The 19,594-nt window shown below is 71.7% G+C and carries 17 protein-coding genes; 5 read left to right on the forward strand and 12 right to left on the reverse strand.

The genetic code is table 11. From position 1 onward, the window contains the following. Positions 1-99 precede the first annotated feature (99 nt). Positions 100-2,520, reverse strand: coding sequence for an immune inhibitor A domain-containing protein (locus tag AC1Z4A_RS11175; protein ID WP_483677819.1), 2,421 nt, complete (start codon positions 2,518-2,520; stop codon positions 100-102). Positions 2,521-2,834: 314 nt separating this feature from the next. Here AC1Z4A_RS11175 and AC1Z4A_RS11180 point away from each other — a divergent pair, with 314 nt between their 5' ends. Next, a complete protein-coding gene (locus AC1Z4A_RS11180; protein WP_483677820.1) occupies positions 2,835-3,110 on the forward strand; it encodes a hypothetical protein in 276 nt (91 codons plus the stop codon). Here AC1Z4A_RS11180 and AC1Z4A_RS11185 read toward each other — a convergent pair. Together AC1Z4A_RS11185 and AC1Z4A_RS11190 are read right to left on the reverse strand one after the other, a co-directional pair. Next, a complete protein-coding gene (locus AC1Z4A_RS11185) occupies positions 3,096-3,536 on the reverse strand; it encodes an RDD family protein (protein ID WP_483677822.1) in 441 nt (146 codons plus the stop codon). The two genes, AC1Z4A_RS11180 and AC1Z4A_RS11185, sit on opposite strands and share 15 nt — an antisense overlap. Before the next feature lie 221 nt (positions 3,537-3,757). After that, positions 3,758-5,179: an RDD family protein gene (locus tag AC1Z4A_RS11190; protein ID WP_483677824.1), complete on the reverse strand. Its 1,422-nt coding sequence runs from the start codon at positions 5,177-5,179 to the stop codon at positions 3,758-3,760. Positions 5,180-5,446: 267 nt separating this feature from the next. On the opposite strand from AC1Z4A_RS11190, the gene AC1Z4A_RS11195 reads away from it, so the two are divergent. After that, a complete protein-coding gene (locus AC1Z4A_RS11195; RefSeq protein WP_483677827.1) occupies positions 5,447-5,863 on the forward strand; it encodes an SsgA family sporulation/cell division regulator in 417 nt (138 codons plus the stop codon). A 41-nt stretch (positions 5,864-5,904) separates the two neighbouring features. Here AC1Z4A_RS11195 and AC1Z4A_RS11200 read toward each other — a convergent pair whose 3' ends face one another. Both AC1Z4A_RS11200 and hppD read right to left on the reverse strand, forming a co-directional pair. After that, positions 5,905-7,314, reverse strand: a complete 1,410-nt coding sequence (locus tag AC1Z4A_RS11200; protein ID WP_483677829.1) for an FAD-binding oxidoreductase — start codon at positions 7,312-7,314, stop codon at positions 5,905-5,907. Positions 7,315-7,375: 61 nt separating this feature from the next. Continuing rightward, complete coding sequence (hppD, locus tag AC1Z4A_RS11205; protein WP_483677830.1) at positions 7,376-8,521, reverse strand: 4-hydroxyphenylpyruvate dioxygenase; 1,146 nt, start codon at positions 8,519-8,521, stop codon at positions 7,376-7,378. A 124-nt stretch (positions 8,522-8,645) separates the two neighbouring features. Between hppD and AC1Z4A_RS11210 the strand changes: the two genes are divergently transcribed. Beyond that, a complete protein-coding gene (locus tag AC1Z4A_RS11210) occupies positions 8,646-9,110 on the forward strand; it encodes an Lrp/AsnC family transcriptional regulator (protein WP_483677831.1) in 465 nt (154 codons plus the stop codon). A gap of 107 nt (positions 9,111-9,217) precedes the next feature. Here the strand turns inward: AC1Z4A_RS11210 and AC1Z4A_RS11215 are convergent, their stop codons facing one another. Together AC1Z4A_RS11215 and AC1Z4A_RS11220 are read right to left on the reverse strand one after the other, a co-directional pair. Next, the gene (locus tag AC1Z4A_RS11215) at positions 9,218-10,063 is read right to left on the reverse strand and encodes a S16 family serine protease (protein ID WP_483677833.1); all 846 of its coding nucleotides are present in this window, start codon (positions 10,061-10,063) and stop codon (positions 9,218-9,220) included. A gap of 112 nt (positions 10,064-10,175) precedes the next feature. Further along, positions 10,176-10,817: an IclR family transcriptional regulator gene (locus AC1Z4A_RS11220; RefSeq protein ID WP_483677835.1), complete on the reverse strand. Its 642-nt coding sequence runs from the start codon at positions 10,815-10,817 to the stop codon at positions 10,176-10,178. Positions 10,818-11,189: 372 nt separating this feature from the next. On the opposite strand from AC1Z4A_RS11220, the gene AC1Z4A_RS11225 reads away from it, so the two are divergent. After that, a complete protein-coding gene (locus tag AC1Z4A_RS11225; protein ID WP_483677837.1) occupies positions 11,190-12,128 on the forward strand; it encodes an LAETG motif-containing sortase-dependent surface protein in 939 nt (312 codons plus the stop codon). 87 nt (positions 12,129-12,215) lie between these two features. Here the strand turns inward: AC1Z4A_RS11225 and AC1Z4A_RS11230 are convergent, their stop codons facing one another. Both AC1Z4A_RS11230 and AC1Z4A_RS11235 read right to left on the reverse strand, forming a co-directional pair. After that, complete coding sequence (locus tag AC1Z4A_RS11230) at positions 12,216-14,006, reverse strand: DEAD/DEAH box helicase (RefSeq protein WP_483677839.1); 1,791 nt, start codon at positions 14,004-14,006, stop codon at positions 12,216-12,218. Positions 14,007-14,307: 301 nt separating this feature from the next. Then, positions 14,308-15,768, reverse strand: a complete 1,461-nt coding sequence (locus AC1Z4A_RS11235; RefSeq protein ID WP_483677842.1) for an MFS transporter — start codon at positions 15,766-15,768, stop codon at positions 14,308-14,310. 334 nt (positions 15,769-16,102) lie between these two features. Here AC1Z4A_RS11235 and AC1Z4A_RS11240 point away from each other — a divergent pair, with 334 nt between their 5' ends. Further along, positions 16,103-16,723: a hypothetical protein gene (locus tag AC1Z4A_RS11240; RefSeq protein ID WP_483677843.1), complete on the forward strand. Its 621-nt coding sequence runs from the start codon at positions 16,103-16,105 to the stop codon at positions 16,721-16,723. A 118-nt stretch (positions 16,724-16,841) separates the two neighbouring features. Here AC1Z4A_RS11240 and AC1Z4A_RS11245 read toward each other — a convergent pair whose 3' ends face one another. The 3 genes from AC1Z4A_RS11245 to AC1Z4A_RS11255 all read right to left on the reverse strand — a co-directional run bounded on the left by AC1Z4A_RS11245 (position 16,842) and on the right by AC1Z4A_RS11255 (position 19,490). Then, a complete protein-coding gene (locus tag AC1Z4A_RS11245; protein ID WP_483677844.1) occupies positions 16,842-17,909 on the reverse strand; it encodes a YeiH family protein in 1,068 nt (355 codons plus the stop codon). Then, complete coding sequence (locus tag AC1Z4A_RS11250; protein WP_483677845.1) at positions 17,909-18,475, reverse strand: cysteine dioxygenase family protein; 567 nt, start codon at positions 18,473-18,475, stop codon at positions 17,909-17,911. The genes AC1Z4A_RS11245 and AC1Z4A_RS11250 overlap by 1 nt, the downstream gene beginning before the upstream one ends. Positions 18,476-18,584: 109 nt before the next feature. After that, positions 18,585-19,490: a LysR family transcriptional regulator gene (locus AC1Z4A_RS11255; RefSeq protein ID WP_483677846.1), complete on the reverse strand. Its 906-nt coding sequence runs from the start codon at positions 19,488-19,490 to the stop codon at positions 18,585-18,587. Positions 19,491-19,594: the final 104 nt, after the last annotated feature.

The following is a 19,594-nucleotide window of genomic DNA, read 5'->3' on the forward strand; positions in this document are numbered from 1 at the left end:
AAAGGGTGTCGATAAGACCATCATGTGAGGCATTCTCAACACGAACGGCCGCCGCCCGCCAGGGGGCGACGGCCGCCGTTCACCGCTCGGCCGGGCCGGTCACTTGCCGGCCGGGCCCACCTGGACCGTCATCGTGGAGCCCGAGAGGGCCTCCGTGAGGATCCGGATCCGGGTGTTGGTGTCAGTGATCTTCACACCGCCGGTGGGGTTGGACTCGTCGTAGTACGTGTTCCGGTGGTCGTCGAAGACCGGCGTGCCCAGCTTGCCCTTGACGCGGGCGGCGACGCCGTCGGAGTGCACGGTGTAGCCCTGGGTCGGGTACCAGCTGAAGGGCGAGTCGTAGGCCTGGAAGCGGTTGCGCATCACCGAGCCGTCCGCCCACTTCTCCACCTTGGGGTGGGCGTCGATCGGCAGGATGCGGCCGGAGCCCGGGTGGACGCCGACGTTGTTGTCCGCCTGCGAGGTGTCCCACTGCCAGATCAGCAGGCCGTTCTGGTACGGGTAGTGCTCGACCCAGCCCGGCTTGGTGCTCTTCCAGCCGAAGTTGTACGGGCCGGTCTTCAAGGTCGTGTCGTACGAGACGTACTGGCGGTTCTCGGCGATGTAGTACTGCGGGTACTCCTTGGTGAAGGAGGCACCGATGCGCGAGAAGCCCTTCGCCGTCCAGCCGTTGTCGTCGCCCTCGGCGCCGTCCGCGAAGACGGTGGTGCCGTCGGCGGTCAGCGTGATGGCGTCGGCGGTGAAGCCCTTGCCGGAGGTGCCGCCGTCGGTGGCGTAGCGGAAGCGGAGGTCGATCTTCTTGCCCGCGTAGGCGTCGAGCGGGAAGGACAGCTTCTTGTACGCGCCCGAGGTACCCGTCAGCGCGGGCTTGTTGCCGCCGTCGCGGGTGATGGACTTGCCGTCGGCGGTGCCGTCGACCGGGGTCCAGTTGGCGCCGCCGTCCGTGGAGACCTCGGTGTAGAGGTAGTCGTAGTTCTCCTCGATGTCCCACCAGCCGGACAGGTCGAGGGAGGCCTTGGACCTGCCGGTGAGGTCCACGGAGCGGGAGAGGGTGTTCTTCAGGTCGTCGCCCTGGCCGCTCCACCACTGCTTGGTGCCTTCGGCGGGCTTGACGACGTCCGTCGTGACCTTCTTGGCGGGCAGGTCGACGACCAGCGCCTGCTTGTCCTTGGTGTTGTACTCGGCGACGCCCAGCTTGTGGGTGGACCGCGTCGCGGCCTTGGCCTTGTCGTAGTTGAGCCAGCCGAGCTGGAGCTTGTCCCAGGCGCTCATGTCGCCGGGCAGGTCGCCGATGCTTTCCTTGCCGGTGCCGAGCCAGGAGCCGGAGGACATCAGGGACCAGTAGGCGACCGAGGACTCGCCGGTGCCGGTGGTGTCGTACTCGTCGGGCAGGCCCAGGTCGTGGCCGTACTCGTGGGCGAAGACGCCGAGGCCGCCGTTCTCGGGCTGCATGGTGTAGTCGCCGACCCAGATGCCGGTGTCACCGATCTCGGTGCCGCCCGCCTTGTTGTACGCGGGGCCGGTCTTGCCGGCGTCGGAGCCGTAGGCGTACCAGCGGTGGGCCCAGATGGCGTCCTTGCCCTGGGCGCCGCCGCCCGCGGACTCGTCCTCGCCGGCGTGCACGATCTGGAAGTGGTCGATGTAACCGTCGGGCTCGTTGAAGTTGCCGTTGTGGTTGTAGTCGTTGCGGTCCCACTGGTCGTACTGGGCGAGCGTCGCCTTGATGTCGGCATCGCTGCGACCGGCGGCCTTCTGGTCCTTGACCCACTGGTTGACCGCGTCGCGCACCAGGTCCCAGGCGCTGGGGCAGTTGGTGGAGCCGCAGTAGTTGGAGCCGTACCGGGCCTCGTTCCAGGGGACCCTGACCCAGTCGGTGACGACGCCGTCGACCGAGTAGCGGCCCGAGGACTGCTTCTCGTAGTACTTGGCCAGGGACTCCTTGTTCTTGTCGTGCGAGAAGTAGAGGTCCTGGTAGTGCTCGCGGTTGTAGTCCTGCTGCCAGGCCGTGCTGTTGTCCTTGGCACGGTCCGGCTTGGGTATCCGGTTGTGCGCCGGGCCGGGGGTGCCGCCGTACTTCTTCACGGGCGGCTTCGGGCCGTCGGGGCCGTCCGGGTCGTACATGGTGGTGTCGTCGACCTGGTCGCCGAAGTCCACCAGGATCGTGAAGATCTTGTCGGTCTTCTGGCGGGCCAGCTCGGCGTACTTCCCCCGGCCGAGCTGGACGACCGTCGACGGGCCGCGCTGCTCCGCCTTGGCGTCCCCGGCGATGACCTGCTCCAGCGCCGCCTTGCGCCGGTCCTCCTGCTTCTTGCTGAACGGGCCCTTGAGGTCGTGCTCGACCCCGCGCTCGATCTGCGCCGGGTCATGGCGCTCGACCTGCGCGGGCCCCTGGCCGGCGGTCTGCGGGCCGGTCGTGCCCGCCGCCTGCGCGACCCCTGCCGACAGGGCCGCGGAGCCGAGGGCCGCGACCGCGACGGCCACTGCGGCGGATCTGGCGACCCTCCGTTGGCTGCTCTTCACTTGTGAATGTCCTCCCCAGTAAGAACTGTGGAGGTATTTGACCTAAGTTAATCAAGAAAAGACAGGTCTTGACTGCGCCCGGTCAAGCAAGTAGGTTATGCGATCTTTAACTTGCGGATATCGGGCGTCAACGGGCGCGCCAGTCTCACCCCCTGACGGTCCGGATGACCCAGTGCGCCCCTCGCGCTCCCGGCACCGTGGGTTAGGTCACGCTTACTGCCAGTTCCCCTCGGGCATGGAGCACCGTAGAGTCGAATAGCGGTACGTACCAACCGGCTCTGCACCCATATCGCTGCCTTGAGGACGGTCCCGCCATGCCGCGTCCGACTCCTGCTCAGATCGCCTACGGTTCGGCCACCGTTGTCTGTTCGACCGCCGTCCTGCTCCTGTTGATGCCCGCGGCGTCCGGCCTCCGGATCGCCGTCATCGCGCTGGCCGCGCTCGCGCTGGGGCTGGCCGTCGCCGCCGCCGTGCCGCCGGCCCGCAAGCAGGCGGACGCCCCGGCCGGTCCGCCCGGGCAGCACACGCCCGCGCGTGCACCCGCCGCGCACGCCGGGCGGCCGGTGGAAGGGCAGTCAGTACGCGGTTGAGACCACCACGGTCCTGGCCGCCTTGTCGTGGACGCACTGGTGGTACGGCTCGTCCCAGGTGCACCACAGCACATTGACCAGCCAGAAGACGAAGCCGCAGCACGGCACGACCTGCGGCAGCGAGTAGACCGCCGCGCGCGTCCAGCCCGGCGTGCCCTCCGGGATCGCGCCGCTGTTCAGCATGCCCACGCGGATCTTCATCGCCATCTTGCCGACCGTCTGCCCGCGCGTGGTCAGCATCAGGCCCTCGTAGACGAAGTAGACGACGGAGGTGATGATGCCGAGGCCGGTGGACTTGGTCCGGTCGTGCCAGGGGTCGTAACTCCAGTAGACGGCCCAGAAGACCGCACTCACCGGGATGCTCACGATGAGGCCGTCGATGATGCGCGCGATCAGCCGGCGGCCGCGGTTCGCCAGGGGCGGCATGCCGGCGAGGGGATCGGGCGCGCCGCCGTACGGTGCACCCCCGTACGGGCCACCGCCGAAGGGGCTGCCGCTTTCCGGAGGGGGACCGCCGCCGGGACCTCCGGGGTAGGACGGGGGCGGAGGTGGCTGATCGGTGCTCATGGCCCGAGTAGAACCCAGCCCTCCGCTTCCTGCATCCGGTCAGGTGCCGTCCGGTGGACGGGACTCGGCCGGCAGGCCCCTCAGCTGTCCGCCGAAGCCACGAAGGTGCGCGCCGCCTTGTCGTGCCAGCACTGCCGCCACGGCCGGTCGAACAGGCACCACACCACATTGACCAGCCCGACCACCAGCACCCCCAGCCCGCCGTAGACCAGCCAGCGCCGCAGCGCCGACCCGAACGACGCCGTGTCGTGCGACTCGATGTCCAGCACGCGCACCCCGAAGAGCTTCTTGCCCAGCGTGCGCCCCCACTTGGCGGTCGGCAGCGCCTCGTACAGCACCCCGGCCACGAGCAGGACGGCCAGCACGATGCCCAGATAGAGGCCCGTCGTGCCGTCGATCAGCCAGACCGTGACCGTCTGCCCGGTCTGCCGGGCCTGCTCCACCTTGGCGTCGATGTGCTCGACGGACTTGCTCCACAGCGGCACGCCCACGGCCGCCACCGCACCGCCGAGCACCGCCGTGTCCAGCAGCCGCGCCCCGAGCCGGCGGCCGAGCGAGGCCGGGCGGCCCTGCGCCTGCGCGGCCCGCAGGAAGGGGTCGTCCACGGGCGGCTTCCACGGCATGGCCGCTTCCGCCCCGGCGGGCTGCTGTGCCTGCGGCTGCTGCTGGGCGAGCTGGTGCACCTGCTGCGCCCAGCCCACGGGCCGCTCGGCGGCGGGAACGGGGGCGCTCTCCTCGCGCCGTACGGGCAGCGCCGGCTGCTGCTGCCGGGCGGGCGGGGCCACGGCCGGGACGGGGGCCTGCTCCACCCGCTGCTCCCCGGGGGGAAGCGGCGCGGGCGCGCCGCCCGGGGCGGCGCCGTGCGGCTTGGGACGGAGGTCGAGGGTGCCCTGGCCGCGCACGGCGGGCGCGGCGTCCGCCGCGGGCCGCGCGGCCGGCTCCGGGGAGGGCAGCGCGGCGATCCGCGGATCACGGGCCTTGGGCAGCGCGGGGGTGACGGGTGCCGCGGAAGCGGCGGGGGTCGCCGGAGTGACAGGGGTCGCCGGAGTGGCGGGGGCCGCGGAAGCGGCAGAAGCCGCCGGAGTGGCGGGAGTCATGGCGGCGGGGGCGCCGCTGCCGCCCCAGGACACCCGGCGGTCCTGCTCGCCGCCGAAGCCGTCCTGCCGCGCGGCGTCGGCCTGCCAGGCCCCGCCGCTCCCCTCCCGGGCGGGCTCGGGCTCCTCGTCCAGGAACACCGGCCCCGTCTCCTCGGCCGGCCGGCCGCCCCCGCTCCCGGCCCCCGGCCGCGGAGTCGGCGGCACGGGCGCGGCGAGCGCGGGCAGCGCCGCCGCCACCGAGGCGGGCGGCGCGGGCATGGGCTCCCCCTCGGCGGGCGCGGGCCGGCTGGTGCCGGGCACCCAGGCGGCACCGCTCCAGAAGCGGATATAGCCGGGAATGGACGGATCCGGGTAGTAGCCGGCTGCGGGGCTGCTGTCGGCGGATCCCGAGGTGGGTGCGCTCATGGTCTCCGGTGTCCCGTATCTGCTCGGCCGTACTGGGGTAGCCAACAGGTCTACCAGACGGCCCCCTTCTCCGTGGCCTGCCCGGGCCCGTACCACTCACACGTGCGACTGCACGGCGGCTCGAAAAGGCGGCACGGACAGTCGTCGGCAAACCATCGGTCCGAAGGGCCGAAAATTTTCCGGCCGGTGGCGCGGAGTCGCGTAATGCGGCACGGTCGGCGCCCTCTCTACCGGTGCCGAGGAAGCAGAGCAGAGAGGGCGCGACTCATGCACACCGTGGTGGAACGATGCCTGGACTTCGAGCTGGTGCCGGCGCCGGGGCGCAGCATCCCCGTGCCGGCCCGGCTGGCCTACCGCTCGGCGGACCCGTACGCCGTGCACCTCACCCTCCATGCCACCTCGGAACACCCGGTGACCTGGACCTTCGCCCGGGAGCTGGTGTCGGTCGGGCTGTACCGGGCCACCGGGGCGGGGGACGTGCTGGTGTTCCCGGGGATGGAGGAGGGGCGGGCGGTGATCTGTGTGGCGCTGTCCTCGCCGGACGGGGAGGCCCTGCTCAGAGCCCCGGCGGCGCCGGTGTCGGCGTGGCTGGAGCGGACGCTGCGGGCCGTCCCGGCGGGCGAGGAGCACGGGTGGCTGGGGCTCGACGAGGGGCTGCGGGAGCTGCTGGCGTCCGGTGCCTGACCCGGGCGCCGCATCCCGCGGAAGGGCACCTTCGAGTGGGGTCAGGTGCCGGTGGGGAACCCGATGGAGTGACCGTCGGCAACGTCCAGGACCTTGCCGGGGTTGAGCAGCCCGAGCGGGTCGAAGACGGCCTTGATGCCGCGCTGCAGCTCCATGGCCACCGGCCCGGCCTCCCGGGCCAGCCACTCCTTCTTGAGCAGCCCCACCCCGTGCTCGCCGGTGATGGTGCCGCCCAGCTCCAGGCCCAGCGCCATGATCTCCTCGAAGGAGTCCCGGGCCCGCCGGGACTCGTCCGGGTCGGCGGGGTCGAAGCAGACCACGGGGTGGGTGTTGCCGTCCCCGGCGTGGGCGCAGACGCCGATGGTCAGGTCGTGCTTCCGGGCGATGGCGGCGGTGCCGTCGAGCATGGCCGCGAGCCGGGAGCGGGGCACGCACACGTCGTCGATCATCGTGGCGGGCCGGAGCCGTTCCAGCGCGGGCAGGGCGAGCCGGCGGGCCTGGAGGAGCAGCTCGGACTCGGCGGCGTCGGCGGCCGGTACGACCTCGGTGGCCCCGGCCGCCGTGCACAGCTCGGCGACGGCGGCCAGATCGAGGGCGGGGTCGGGGGTGTCGAAGGCGGCCAGGAGGAGGGCCTCGGTGGTCTCGGGGAGGCCCATGTGCGCCATGGCGTTGACCGCCTGGACGCATGTGCGGTCCATCAGCTCCAGCAGGGAGGGCGCATGGCCGCGCGCCATGATCTGCCGGACGGCCTCCCCCGCCGCCGCGACGGAGGGGAACTCGGCCGCCAGGGCCAGCTGTTGCGGCGGTGCGGGCCGGAGCGCCAGGACGGCCCGGACGACCACGCCCAGGCTGCCCTCGGAGCCGACGAAGAGGTGGGTGAGGTCGTAGCCCGCGACGCCCTTGGCGGTGCGGCGGCCGGTGGTGAGCAGGCGGCCGTCGGCGAGGACGACGTCCAGGCCCAGGACGTACTCGGCGGTGACGCCGTACTTGACGCAGCACAGCCCGCCGGAGGCGGTGCCGATGTTGCCGCCGATCGTGCACTGTTCCCAACTGGACGGGTCGGGCGGGTAGTAGAGGCCGTGCTCGGCGACGGCCCGGGAGAGGGTGGCGTTGACGACTCCCGGCTCGACGACCGCGATCCGGTCCACCGGGTCGATCTCGAGGATCCGGTCCATCTTGACGAGCGAGAGCACGATGCAGCCGTCGACGGCGTTGGCCGCGCCCGACAGCCCGGTGCGGGCGCCCTGCGGGACGACGGGGACGCGCAGGGCGGTGGCCGTGCGCAGGACGTGCCGGACCTGCTCGACGGTGCGAGGCAGGACGACGGCCGCCGGGGCGCCGGCCTCGCAGAAGCCTGCCATGTCACCGGCGTACGAGCCGGTGACATCCGGGTCGGTGAGCACGGCCTCGGCGGGGAGTCCCGCGCGCAGGAGCTTGATCAGATCGCCCATGCCTCCACCCTGCCACCGCGCGGTGGCAGGGGGAAGATCGCCGCGGCTGCGGCTCAGCGGCTCAGAGGTTGCCGCGCTTGGCCTGCTCGCGCTCGATGGCCTCGAAGAGGGCCTTGAAGTTGCCCTTGCCGAAGCCCATGGAGCCGTGCCGCTCGATCATCTCGAAGAAGACGGTCGGGCGGTCCTGGACGGGCTTGGTGAAGATCTGCAGCAGGTAGCCGTCCTCGTCGCGGTCGGCGAGGATCTTCAGCTCGCGCAGGGTCTCGACGGGCACGCGGGTCTCGCCCACCCACTCGCCGAGCGTGTCGTAGTACGAGTCCGGGGTGTCCAGGAACTGGACGCCCGCCGCCCGCATGGCCCGCACCGTCGCGACGATGTCGTTCGTGGCCAGCGCGATGTGCTGCACGCCGGGGCCGTTGTAGAACTCCAGGTACTCGTCGATCTGGGACTTCTTCTTGGCGATGGCCGGCTCGTTGAGCGGGAACTTCACCTTGCGGGTGCCGTCCGCGACGACCTTGGACATGAGCGCGGAGTACTCGGTGGCGATGTCGTCGCCCACGAACTCCTTCATGTTGGTGAAGCCCATGACCTTGTTGTAGAAGGAGACCCACTCGTCCATCTTGCCCAGCTCGACGTTGCCGACGCAGTGGTCGATGGCCTGGAAGTTGCGCTTGGCCGGGGGCTCGACGACGGGGTCGGCGGCGACGTAGCCGGGCAGGTAAGGACCGGTGTAGGCGGAGCGGTCGACGAGGGTGTGGCGGGTCTTGCCGTACGTGGCGATGGAGGCGAGGACGACGGTGCCGTGCTCGTCCTTCAGCTCGTACGGCTCCTGCAGGCCGGTGGCACCGTGCTCCAGGGCGTAGGCGTACGCGGCCCGGGCGTCCGGCACCTCGATGGCCAGGTCCACCACGCCGTCGCCGTGCTCGGCGACGTGCTCGGCGAGGAAGCGGCCGTGCTCGGTGGCCGCCTTGATCACGGTGGTGAAGACGAACCGGGCGCTGCCGGACTCCAGGACGTAACTGGCCGTCTCGCGGCTGCCGTTCTCCGGGCCGGAGTAGGCGACGCGCTTCATGCCGAAGGCGGTGGAGTAGTAGTGGGCGGCCTGCTTGGCGTTGCCGACGGCGAAGACCACCGCGTCCATCCCCTTGACCGGGAAGGGGTCGGCCTGCCGTGCGGTGTGAAGGGTGTGATCCGTGGTCTGTGTCATGGCCGCAGCGTCTCTCCGAACCGCAAGGTGCGCAATAGTTTGCGTTTTCCCTGGGCATCCTGCACAGCAGGGTCGAGGATGAGCCGGGCGATCTGTGCAGGATGACCACGAGAGGCGGACCGCGGTGATCGATCGTTTGGACGGACGGCTGATCGAACTGCTGGCGGAGGAGCCGCGCATAGGCGTGCTGGAGGCCTCGCGGCGCCTCGGAGTGGCCCGCGGCACGGTGCAGGCGCGGCTGGACAGACTGCAGTCCCAGGGCGTGATCCGCGGCTTCGGCCCCGACGTGGACCCGGCGGCGCTGGGCTACCCGGTGACCGCCTTCGCGACGCTGGAGATCAAACAGGGCCAGGGCGCGGATGTGCGGACGCACCTGGCGACGGTCCCCGAGGTCCTGGAGCTGCATACGACGACGGGCCACGGGGACATGCTGTGCCGGCTGGTGGCGAGGTCGAACGCGGATCTTCAGCGGGTGATCGACAAGGTGGTGGGCTTCGAGGGGATCGTGCGGGCGTCGACGGCGATCGTGATGGAGAATCCGGTGCCGCTGCGGATCATTCCCCTGGTGAAGCAGGCGTCGGGGGGCTGAATTTCAGCCCGTCCGGCGTTTGAGGACACCGCGCGAAGCGCGGTCCGGGGTCCGGGGCGGAGCCCCGGTTTCGGGAAGGGGCGGGACAGGGGAGAAAAAGCCCCCGCTCAGCAGCTCGGGACCTCGCCCCCCGTCCGAAGCGCCCGCAGGGCCTCCACCGCGTCCTTCAGCTCCCCGACCGGCACCAGCCGCAGACCCTTCGGCAGCTCCGCGCCCGCGTCCGAGCACTCCGCCTTCGGCACCAGGAACACCGTGGCCCCGTCCCGCCGCGCCGCCTGCGTCTTCAGCGACACGCCGCCGACCGCGCCGACCGTCCCGTCCGGCTCGATCGTCCCGGTCCCCGCGATCGTGCGGCCCCCGGTGAGGTCGCCCCCGCGCCCGTCGCCGTCGAGCTTGTCGACGATGCCGAGCGTGAAGAGCAGGCCGGCGCTCGGGCCGCCGATGTCGGCGAGGCTGAGGTCGATCTTGACGTCCTTGGGCGAGCGGTGCAGATAGCGCAGGGCGGCTTCCACGGCCGAGTCCTGCGACTTCTTCATCTCGGCGACGTTGTGCTTCTCGATCTCCGTGTCGGACTGCCCGGCCGGGTAGACGGCGTCGTGCGGCATCACGGCCCGGTCGGTGCGGAACCAGTTGTCCACGACGTCGCCCAGGGTGACGTCCACACGCGGCCCGGTGGCCACGATGGTGGTCATCCGCAGCTGGCCGCTGGTCGGGCGGACCGGCGCACCGCTGATGCTGATCACCGGCTTGTTCTTGTCCGTGCCGAGCACGTTCACCGTCGAGCCGGGCTGCGCGATGGTGAAGGGCAGCGGTACGAGCGCGGCGACCGCGAGCAGGGCGACGACGGGGGCGGCACAGACGGCGAGGGTCCGCAGGCGCTTCGTCCGTGCGGAGGGCGCCTTAGGGGCGCTCGGCGCGGACGGCGACGCGGACGACGAGGGAGCAGCTGGCATGCTGCGAATCTAATTCACGCGCGGGACCGGCGCGGCACGGGCCGCGACCGGGCGGGCCCACCGGACGACCGGGCGGGCCCACCGAACGGGACCCGCCCCGCGCGAGGGCGCGCTACCGCAGCGCGTCGGCCACCTCCTTCGCCGCCTCCATCACCCGCGGACCGACCCGCTGGGGTATCGAGTCGGCGAGCATGACCACTCCCACGCTCCCCTCGATCCCGCTCACCCCGAGCAGCGGCGCCGCGGCCCCGCTCGCCCCGGCCTCCAGTTCGCCGTGGGTGAGCGCGTAGCCGGGGTTGTCGACCTCGCCCCGGCGGGCCGCGAGTATCGCCCGTCCTGCCGCACCTCGGTCCAGGGGGTGTCGGAACCCGGTGCGGTAGGCCACGTGGTAGTCGGTCCAGGTCGGCTCGACGACGGCGACCGCCAGCGCCTCGGCGCCGTCGACGAGGGTGAGATGGGCGGTGGCCCCGATGTCCTCGGCCAGCGAACGCAGGGCGGGCAGGGCCGCCTCCCGCACGAGCGGATGCACCTGGCGCCCGAGCCTCAGCACCCCGAGCCCGACCCGGGCCCGGCCGCCGATGTCCCGGCGTACGAGCGCGTGTTGCTCCAGGGTGGCCAGCAGACGGTAGACGACCGTGCGATTGACGCCGAGCTTGGTGGACAGCTCGGTGACGGTCAGACCGTGGTCGGTGTCGGCGAGCAGTTTGAGGACCCGTAGGCCCCTGTCGAGCGTCTGCGAAGTCTCCGCGGTCACGACGCCCCTCCTCCGATGAGGGCGGCCCTCCGCAGGGTGGGGTGCGCCGCCGGTCCCGTCCGGCAGCGCGCGAGGAGAGGCCGCCGGTGGTTTGACGCAGGGTCCGGCTGCGCTCCGCGGCGGCGCTGCCACGGGGCGTGTGCGTGACCGGCACCGTAGCGCCGCCGGTCCGGTCATCGGAAGAGTCTGCCCACAATCCGGTCAACGTGCTGGCGGATTCCGGGACTCCGGGGCGCGCGGGCTCCGCGGGCGCCCCCGGCGCTCGGCGCCGGTGATCCAGACCGTAGGGTTCCCGTAAGACCAATGGGCAGGATGAGCCCCTTTGTGCCGCATCAATGGCATTGGCTTGACTCTTCAACAGGGGGATTGTTGATGAAGCTCCACCGGATCGCCGCCCTCGCGGCCGCGACCGCCATAGCGCCGGCCGTCTTCCTCGCGGGCCCGGCCGCCGCCGCGGACGTCGACTCCAAGCCGCAGGCGCCGGCCACGCAGCAGGACCAGGGCGGAACGCCCCAGGGAGACAAGGGGACGGAGCAGACCGCCGGTCAGAACCAGAACCAGAACCAGAAGCAGCCCGTCGTGACGCTCGACGGCTGGCCGTCCACCATCAAGGCGGGTGCCGACTGGACCACCCTCAAGGTCGTCATCGACAACACCAAGGGGAGCGAGGACCTCGCGGTCTCGCCGCTGATCGACCTCACCTTCCCGAGCAAGCTCGACGACAGCAACACCGAGATCGAGTTCTTCAACAACCACAGGGCTGCCTGGGAGCGCTCGTCCCTCAGCAGCTACACCGGCAACACCACACGGGCCATCACCGCCCCCGCCGGGGTCAAGAAGGGCGGCACGGCGTCCGTCTCCTTCCGTCTGCGCCTCGCCTCCGGCGTCCCGGCGGGCAAGGGCACCATCAAGGTGGGCGGCATCGCCACCCTCGACAAGTCGTACTACCCCGAGCCGAAGTCCTACGACCTCACCGTCACGGCCGCCGACACCAAGCAGCCCACCGCCGAGCCCACCAAGAAGCCGGACACTGGTACGGGCACGGGCAAGCCCACCGCCCAGCCGAGCAAGAAGCCAGCCGACGACAAGGCCACCGCCGCGCCCTCCGCGCAGCCGAGCGCGTCCGCCTCGCAGTCCGCGGCGGTCGGCACGGTGACCACCGACGCCAGGCCCGCGGGCGGCACGACCGAGCTGGCCTCCACGGGTGCCGACCCGGCCACCCCGTGGATCGCCGCGGGCGGCGCCGTGGCGCTGATCGCGGGCGGCGGCATCGTGGTGGCGGCCCGCCGCCGCTCGGGCGCGGGCAACTGACCACGCCCGTAAGGCCGTAGCCACAGAGAAACAGGCAAACGAAATGGGGCCCGGACACACCACGTCCGGGCCCCGTCCCCTCTCACATCACTTCATGCGTGTGGCCCACTCGCGCACCTTCTTGATGCGCTCGTTCAGCTGCCCGGCCGTGGCCTCCGCCGACGGCGGACCGCCGCACACCCGCCGCAGCTCGGTGTGGATGACCCCGTGCGGCTTGCCGCTCTGGTGGACGTACGCGCCCACGAGCGTGTTGAGTTGCTTGCGCAGCTCCAGCAGCTCCTTGTGCGTGACCACCGGCCGCCGCTCGGCGGGCATTTCGAGCAGGTCCGCCTGCTCGTCCGGTCGCTTGCGGCTGTGCGCGATCTGCCGCGCCTGCCGCTTCTGGAGCAGCAGCTGCACCTGCTCGGGCTCCAGCAGCCCGGGGATGCCGAGGTAGTCCTGCTCCTCCTCGCTGCCGGGGTGGGCCTGCATGCCGAACTCGGCGCCGTTGTACATGACCCGGTCGAAGACCGCGTCGGACTGCAGCGCCTCGAAGGGCAGCATGTCCTGCTCACCCGTGTCCTCGTCCTGCTGCTTGTTCGCCTCGTCCATCTCCTTCTCGGACTCGGCGTACGGGTCCTCCTCCTCGCCCTCCTTCTTGGGCTTGTCGAGGACGTGGTCCCGCTCGACCTCCATTTCGTTGGCGAAGGTCAGCAGCGTCGGGATGGTCGGCACGAAGACGGACGCGGTCTCGCCGCGCCGCCGCGAGCGCACGAAGCGGCCGACGGCCTGGGCGAAGAACAGCGGCGTGGAGATCGTCGTGGCGTACACGCCGACGGCGAGCCGGGGCACGTCTACGCCCTCGGACACCATGCGGACGGCCACCATCCACCGCGAGTCGCCGCCCGAGAAGTCGTCGATGCGCTGGGAGGCGCCGGAGTCGTCGGACAGGACGACCGTCGGGCCCTCGCCGGTGATCTCCCGGATCAGCTTCGCGTAGGCGCGCGCCGAGTCCTGGTCGGAGGCGATCACGAGCGCGCCCGCGTCCGGGATGGACTTGCGGACCTCGGTCAGCCGCTGGTCGGCCGCGCGCAGCACATTGGGCATCCAGTCGCCGCGCGGGTCCAGGGCCGTGCGCCAGGCCTGCGAGATCGCGTCCTTGGTCATCGGCTCGCCGAGCCGGGCCTCCAGCTCGTCGCCCGCCTTGGTGCGCCAGCGCATGTTGCCGCTGTACGAGAGGAATATGACCGGCCGGACGACGTTGTCGGCGAGGGCGTTCCCGTATCCGTAGGTGTAGTCGGCGGCGGACCGCCGGATCCCGTCGTTGCCCTCTTCGTAGGTGACGAAGGGGATGGGGTTGGTGTCGGAGCGGAAGGGCGTACCGGTCAGGCAGAGCCGACGGGTGGCCGGCTCGAATGCCTCCAGGCAGGCGTCGCCCCAGGAGCGGGAGTCGCCCGCGTGGTGGATCTCGTCGAGGATGACGAGCGTCTTGCGCTGCTCGGAGCGGTTGCGGTGCAGCATCGGCCGGACACCGACACCCGCGTAGGTGACGGCGACGCCGTGGTACTCGCGGCCCAGCGGCCCGGCGCTGTACTCCGGGTCGAGCTTGATCCCGACCCGGGCCGCGGCCTCGGCCCATTGCTTCTTCAGGTGCTCGGTGGGCGCGACCACGGTCACCTGCTGGACGACGTGGTGGTGCAGCAGCCACGAGGCGAGGGTGAGCGCGAAGGTGGTCTTTCCGGCGCCCGGGGTCGCGACGGCGAGGAAGTCGCGGGGCTGGGTCTGGATGTACTTCTCCATGGCGCCCTGCTGCCAGGCACGCAGCTTGTTCGCGGTACCCCAGGGGGCCCGGCCGGGGAAGGCGGGCGAGAGATGGTGATGGGCGGTGGTGGTAGTCACGGTCTCCGTCGGCTGGCTCGGCGATCGGCAACCGAGTCAGCCTACCCGCGTCCGCGGCGGCTTCCGGGTGCTACGGGCCGGGTCCGCCCGGGGGTGGGACCGAGGTCACATGGTCCCCGATCCAGCCCCTCCGGCGTTTGAGGAGCGGGGTCCGGGGCGGAGCCCCGGGCTTCGGCCCCGCGCGCAGCGCGAGGGTCCGGGGGGCGCAGGGGGCGGAGCCCCCATTCCCCACCCCGCCCGGGGTCCGGGGGCTTGCCCCCGGTTACGGGAAGGGGCGGGGTGGGGAAACGCCCCGCAGGGCCTACCCCCGCGGCCGCAACCGCGTAGCCACCCACGCCCCGGCCAGCGCGCCGGCCGCCGCGAGCGCGAAGACGACGACGAAGGCGCGGGACGGCGCGGCCGCGCCGTCCGCGCCCAGGGACACCGACCCACCCCCGGCGGAGACGAAGAGCGCCCCCGCCACCCCCACCAGCACCACACTCCCCAGCGCATCCGACACCTGGAGCGAAGCCGTGTTCGTCCCTTCCTCCCCCGGCCGCGACAACCGCAGCGTGAGCACGGCCCCGCTGGAGATCGTCAGCCCCATCCCGTACCCGACCAGGAGCCAGCAGACGGCCACCAGCCACACCGGCACCGCATCGATCAGCACCAGCGGCACCGCCGCCACGGCGACCGCCTGCAGCGCCATGCCCAGGACCACGAGCCGCTCGCGACGGTGCTCCATGCGGGGCCGGCTCAAGGTGTACGAGCCGAGGGTCCAGGTCAGCCCGCCGCCCGCGAGCGACAGCCCGGCGAGCGTGGCCGACAGCCCGCGCCCGGTCACCAGCAGCAGCGGCACGAAGCTCTCGGCCGCCAGGAAGGACCCCTGCGCGAGCCCGCGCAGCAGCACGACCGACGGCAGCCCGCGCCCGGCCAGGAACGTACGGGCGGGCAGCAGCCGCAGCACGCACGGCACGAGGAGGGCGAGCCCGGCGGCCGCGGGGAGGAGGGAGAGCAGGCGCAGGTCCTGCGCGGCGTACTGGAGCAGCCCGGCCCCGGCGGCGACACCGAGCGCGAGGAGGATCCGGCGCCGGTCCATCGCGTCCGAGTTCTTCCCCGGCGGGAGCTTGCGCAGCGCGGGCAGCATCACGGCGAGCGGCAGCAGGATGAGCACCGGGATGGCCAGGAACACCCAGCGCCAGCCGAGCTGCTCGGTCACGGTCCCGGCCACCAGCGGCCCCACGATCACGGGGACGACCCAGGCGGCGGAGAAGGAGGCGACCACGGCGGGCCGCAGCCGTTCCGGATAGGCCCGCCCCACGACCACGTACAGCGCGACGATCACGAGCCCGGAGCCGAAGCCCTGCATGCCGCGCGCGGCGACGAACATCCACATCTCCTGCGCCGAGCCCGCGCCCACCAGCCCGGCACCGAAGGCGGCGATGCCCGTGAAGAGGGGTACGAGGGGCCCGGCGCGGTCGCACCACTCCCCCGACAGCGCCATCGCGAAGAGGCTCGCGGTGAAGAAGGCGGAGAAGGCGAAGGCGTACAGCCCGATGCCGTCGAGGGCGCGGGCCGCCACGGGCATGGCCGTGTTGACGGCGCTGGCCTCGAAGGCGATCAGGGAGACGACGGAGACTATGCCGAGGGTGAGGGCACGGTAACGGCGCCCGAGGACGCCGTCCTCCGCTGTGTCCGTTGCGGTGGGATCGGCAAGGTCCGCTGGGTCGGCGGGATCGGCGGGCTCAGCAGGGTCGGCGGATATGGAATCGGCGGCGGTCATGGCCTTCACAGTAAGAGGCGAACCCGCAGTTGACCCCTGTCGCGGGGAGTAGATCTTCTCGGCCATGAGGCCTAGTCACGAGGTCGGGCAACGACTAGGCCTGCGGTCCTCTGGCGCCCCCCGGGGGGCGCTCGGCCACAGGTCGGCCACAGCTCCGTCGTGGTTGGGTCGCGATTCGACCATGATCACGCAAACAGTCGTTCAGTCGCCTCACAGGCGATTTTCCGCCATGCCCATGCCTATAAACTCTCGGCCGAGGTCGACGCCGCGCAGCACCTGTGCCGAGCGGACCAACTCACCTACTTCACCTGGCGGTCGGCGCCAGGCAGCACCCATGGGGGACGTCATTTCCATTCGGCATGTCATCGCCGCCGCGCTGGTCGTCTCCGGCGCGCTCACGCTGACCGCCTGCAACGACGGCGGCGGCGACGGCAAGAACGACAGCAAGGGCTCGGCCAGCGCGGCCCCGTCGCAGAACACCGGCGGGGACAAGGGTGACAAGGGTGACAAGGGCAGCGGCGGGGACCAGGGCAAGGGCGGCGGCAAGGGCGACTGCCCGACGCTGGCCAAGGGCCACAAGTACATCTTGGTCGAAGGCGTCACGGGCGCGGCAAACAACGTCACCGCCAAGGACGCCAAGATGTCCTGCTCCAAGACGCTGAACAACGGAGCCGCCTTCCACGCCGAGGGCAGCGACAAGACCTATCACTGGAAGGAGGGCTCCAAGGTCACCGTCATCGGCAAGAACGGTCCCGAGGACCGTACGCAGCCGCCCGCCGGCGACCAGCTGTCCGGAATGGGCCACGTCAAGCTGTGCGCTGACCCGGAGCGCAAGGGAGCCAACATGGCGACCGCCCCGAACACCACGGAGTACTGCTACGGCCAGAACTTCTACGACGTGGTCGTGGGCCCCGGCGACACGATCACCGAGATGACCGAGATGTACGGCTCGTAACAACCGCCCGTCGTCACGGAAACCGGGAACGCCGCGGGGCCCGGCACGCAGCCGGGCCCCGTCCCCTCCTCGGCGCCCCCGAAGGAGCAGGTCGCCGACCCGTCAGGCCGTCAGGCCCTCAGGTCGTGAGCAGCACGCCCCCGTACGAGGCCCCCGCGATGACGACCCACGAGCACAGCCCCAGGGCCGCCACGCGCCCGCCCGTCCGGACGAGCGAGGGCAGGTGCACCGCGCTGCCGAGCCCGAAGAGCGCGGCGGCGAGCAGCAGTTCCTGAGCGTGCTGTGCGGCATCGAGCGCGCTGCCGGGCAGCCAGCCGGTCGTCCGCACGGCCACCATGGCCAGGAAGCCGGCGACGAAGAGCGGTACGAGCGGCGGCCGCTTGCCGGACGCCTCCCCGGCCCCGTCTCCGATGGCCTGACGCCGACGCCGCACGGACACCGCCACCGCCGCGACGAGCGGCGCCAGCAGCGCCACCCGCATCAGCTTGACGAGGACGGCGTCGGCGAGCGCCTCGGGCCCGGCGGTCTGCGCGGTGGCCACGACCTGGCCCACGTCGTGCACGCCCGCCCCGACCCAGCGGCCGAACTGCGCGTCGTCCAGCCCGAGCGGGTGGTGCAGGAGCGGCAGCACGGCGATGGCGAGCGTGCCGCACAGGGTGACCAGCGCGACGGACGTCGCCACGTCCTCCTCGTCGCTGCCCGACACCTCGCTGACCGCGCCGATCGCGGAGGCACCGCAGATCGAGTAGCCGGTGGCGATGAGCAGCGGCTGATCGCCCCTCAGCCCCAGCCGCCGGCCCAGCCACAGCGTGCCGAAGAAGGTGGCCAGGACCACCGCGACGACCATGCCCACGGTGGCCCAGCCGAGCCCGAGCACGTCGTCGAGGCTCAGCTTGAGCCCCAGCAGGACGATGCCGATCCGCATGAGCCGCTTGCCCGCCAGCGTGAGGCCCGGCTTGCCGACCCCGCGCACCCGCGCCCGCAGCCCGGGCAAGTGCGCGGCGGCGATGCCGAGGACGACGGCGGCGGTGAGCATGGGGACGGCGGGTACGAGCCGGTGCGTGCCCCAGGCCAGGGCGACCCCGCAGGCGGCCATGGCCAGCCCGGGAAGCTTGCGGGACTTGGCCGCGGGGGCCGCACCCTGCGCCGGGCTGCTCGTGACCCGCCGTGCATTGGTGAGTGACATCAGAGCTCTTCGGTCGGCAGGTCGTAGACGCGCCGGACGCTGGAGCCCAGTCGCGAGACGTCGGCGCCGTAGATGTGCAGGGAGATGGCGATGGACGAACACGCATTGCGCACCCGGTGGATGTCCCCGGGCGGGGCGAAGCCGCAGACGTCACCCTCGTGGTTGACCACGTCCTCGGTGGCGACCAGGCGCGCGGTCATGCCCTCGGGGACGAGGCGGTAGCGGCGCTCGCTCTCGGTGCCCTGGTGGACGCCGGTGACGCACCAGGAGACGTGGTCGTGGATGCAGGTCTCCTGTCCGGGCATCCACACGAGCGCGACGATCGAGAAGCTGCCGTCCTGCTCGGCGTGCAGGATGTGCTGGCGGTAGCGGTCGGGGTCGCCCTCGCACTGTTCCGCGGTGAGCAGGTCGGGGGCACCGAGATGGTCCGCGAGCCGCTCGCCCACCAGGTACGCCGTCGTGTCGGGCGGCAGGCCGCGGCCTACGGCCTCCCGGACATCGGCGACGAGTCGGTCGATGCGCGCGGTCGTGGTCGCGGTCGTCGGGGGTGCGGTGGGTGTGGTCATACGTGCAGGTTCGATGCGGCGGATCCATCACGTCCAACGACAGTTCTTTGCCGGGATGCAAACCCGGGCTTATGGATGAACGGCCGGTCGTCCGGTGATCAGCAGCTCGTCAGCATCCGACGCGCCGCGCGGCAGCCGCCTTCAACTCGTCGAGGACGAGCGCGGTGGCGGGAATCCGGAGGTGCTCGCGGAGAACGTAGGCGGAGACCTGACGCCGCGCGGCGGGGTCCAGCGCGCGCCCCGTGATCTTGTCGTGCCGCAGGAAGGACAACACCAGCCCCGGCATCATCGCCACGCCGAGCCCCTCGGCGACCAGCGACTGCACGACGAGGATGTCGTCCGTTGTGAACGCGATGTCGGGTGCGAAGCCCTGCTCGGCGCACTCGTGCAGGAAGTTGGCGCGGCAGCGCAGACAGCCGGCGATCCACCGCTCCTCGGCGAGGTCGGCGAGCTTGACGGCCCGGCGGCGGGCGAGCGGGTGCCCCACGGGCAGCAGCACGGTCATCTGGTCTTCCAGCAGCCGGATCTCCACCAGCTCCTCGGGAACCTGTTCGCGCAGGCCGGGATAGGTGAAGGCGAGGGTGATGTCGCACTCGCCGCGCACGAGCCGGCTGAGCGAGTCCGGCGGCTCGCCCTCCAGCAGCTCGACCCGCACCCCGGGGTGGTCGGCGGCGAGCCGGGCGAGCGCCTCGGGTATGAGGGTGGCCCCGGCACTGGGGAACGCACACACCCGCACCCGCCCGGCGCGCAGCCGGGTCAGCGAACTCATTTGCTGCTGCGCAGCGGTGAGGCTGTCGAGAATGATCTCCGCGTGCCGGGCGAGCGCTTCCCCGGCCTCGGTCAGCCGCATGCGCCGCCCGACGCGGGTGAAGAGCGGGGACCCCACGGCGCGTTCGAGGGCCTTCATCTGCTGGGTGATCGCGGGCTGCGTGTAGCCGAGGGCACGGGCGGCAGCCGAGTACGACCCCGCGGTGACGACCGCGTGGAAGGTCTTGATGTGCCGGGAGTCGAACACCCGGGAATCATAAGCGGAATTTGGGATTGGGGGGCGATCGCGTACGGCTTGCTTCTGGATCAAGGGGCGAAGGGGATGGATCTCCGCTTTGCGTAGCAATACGC

The organism is Streptomyces sp. 17_S59 (assembly GCF_056930295.1).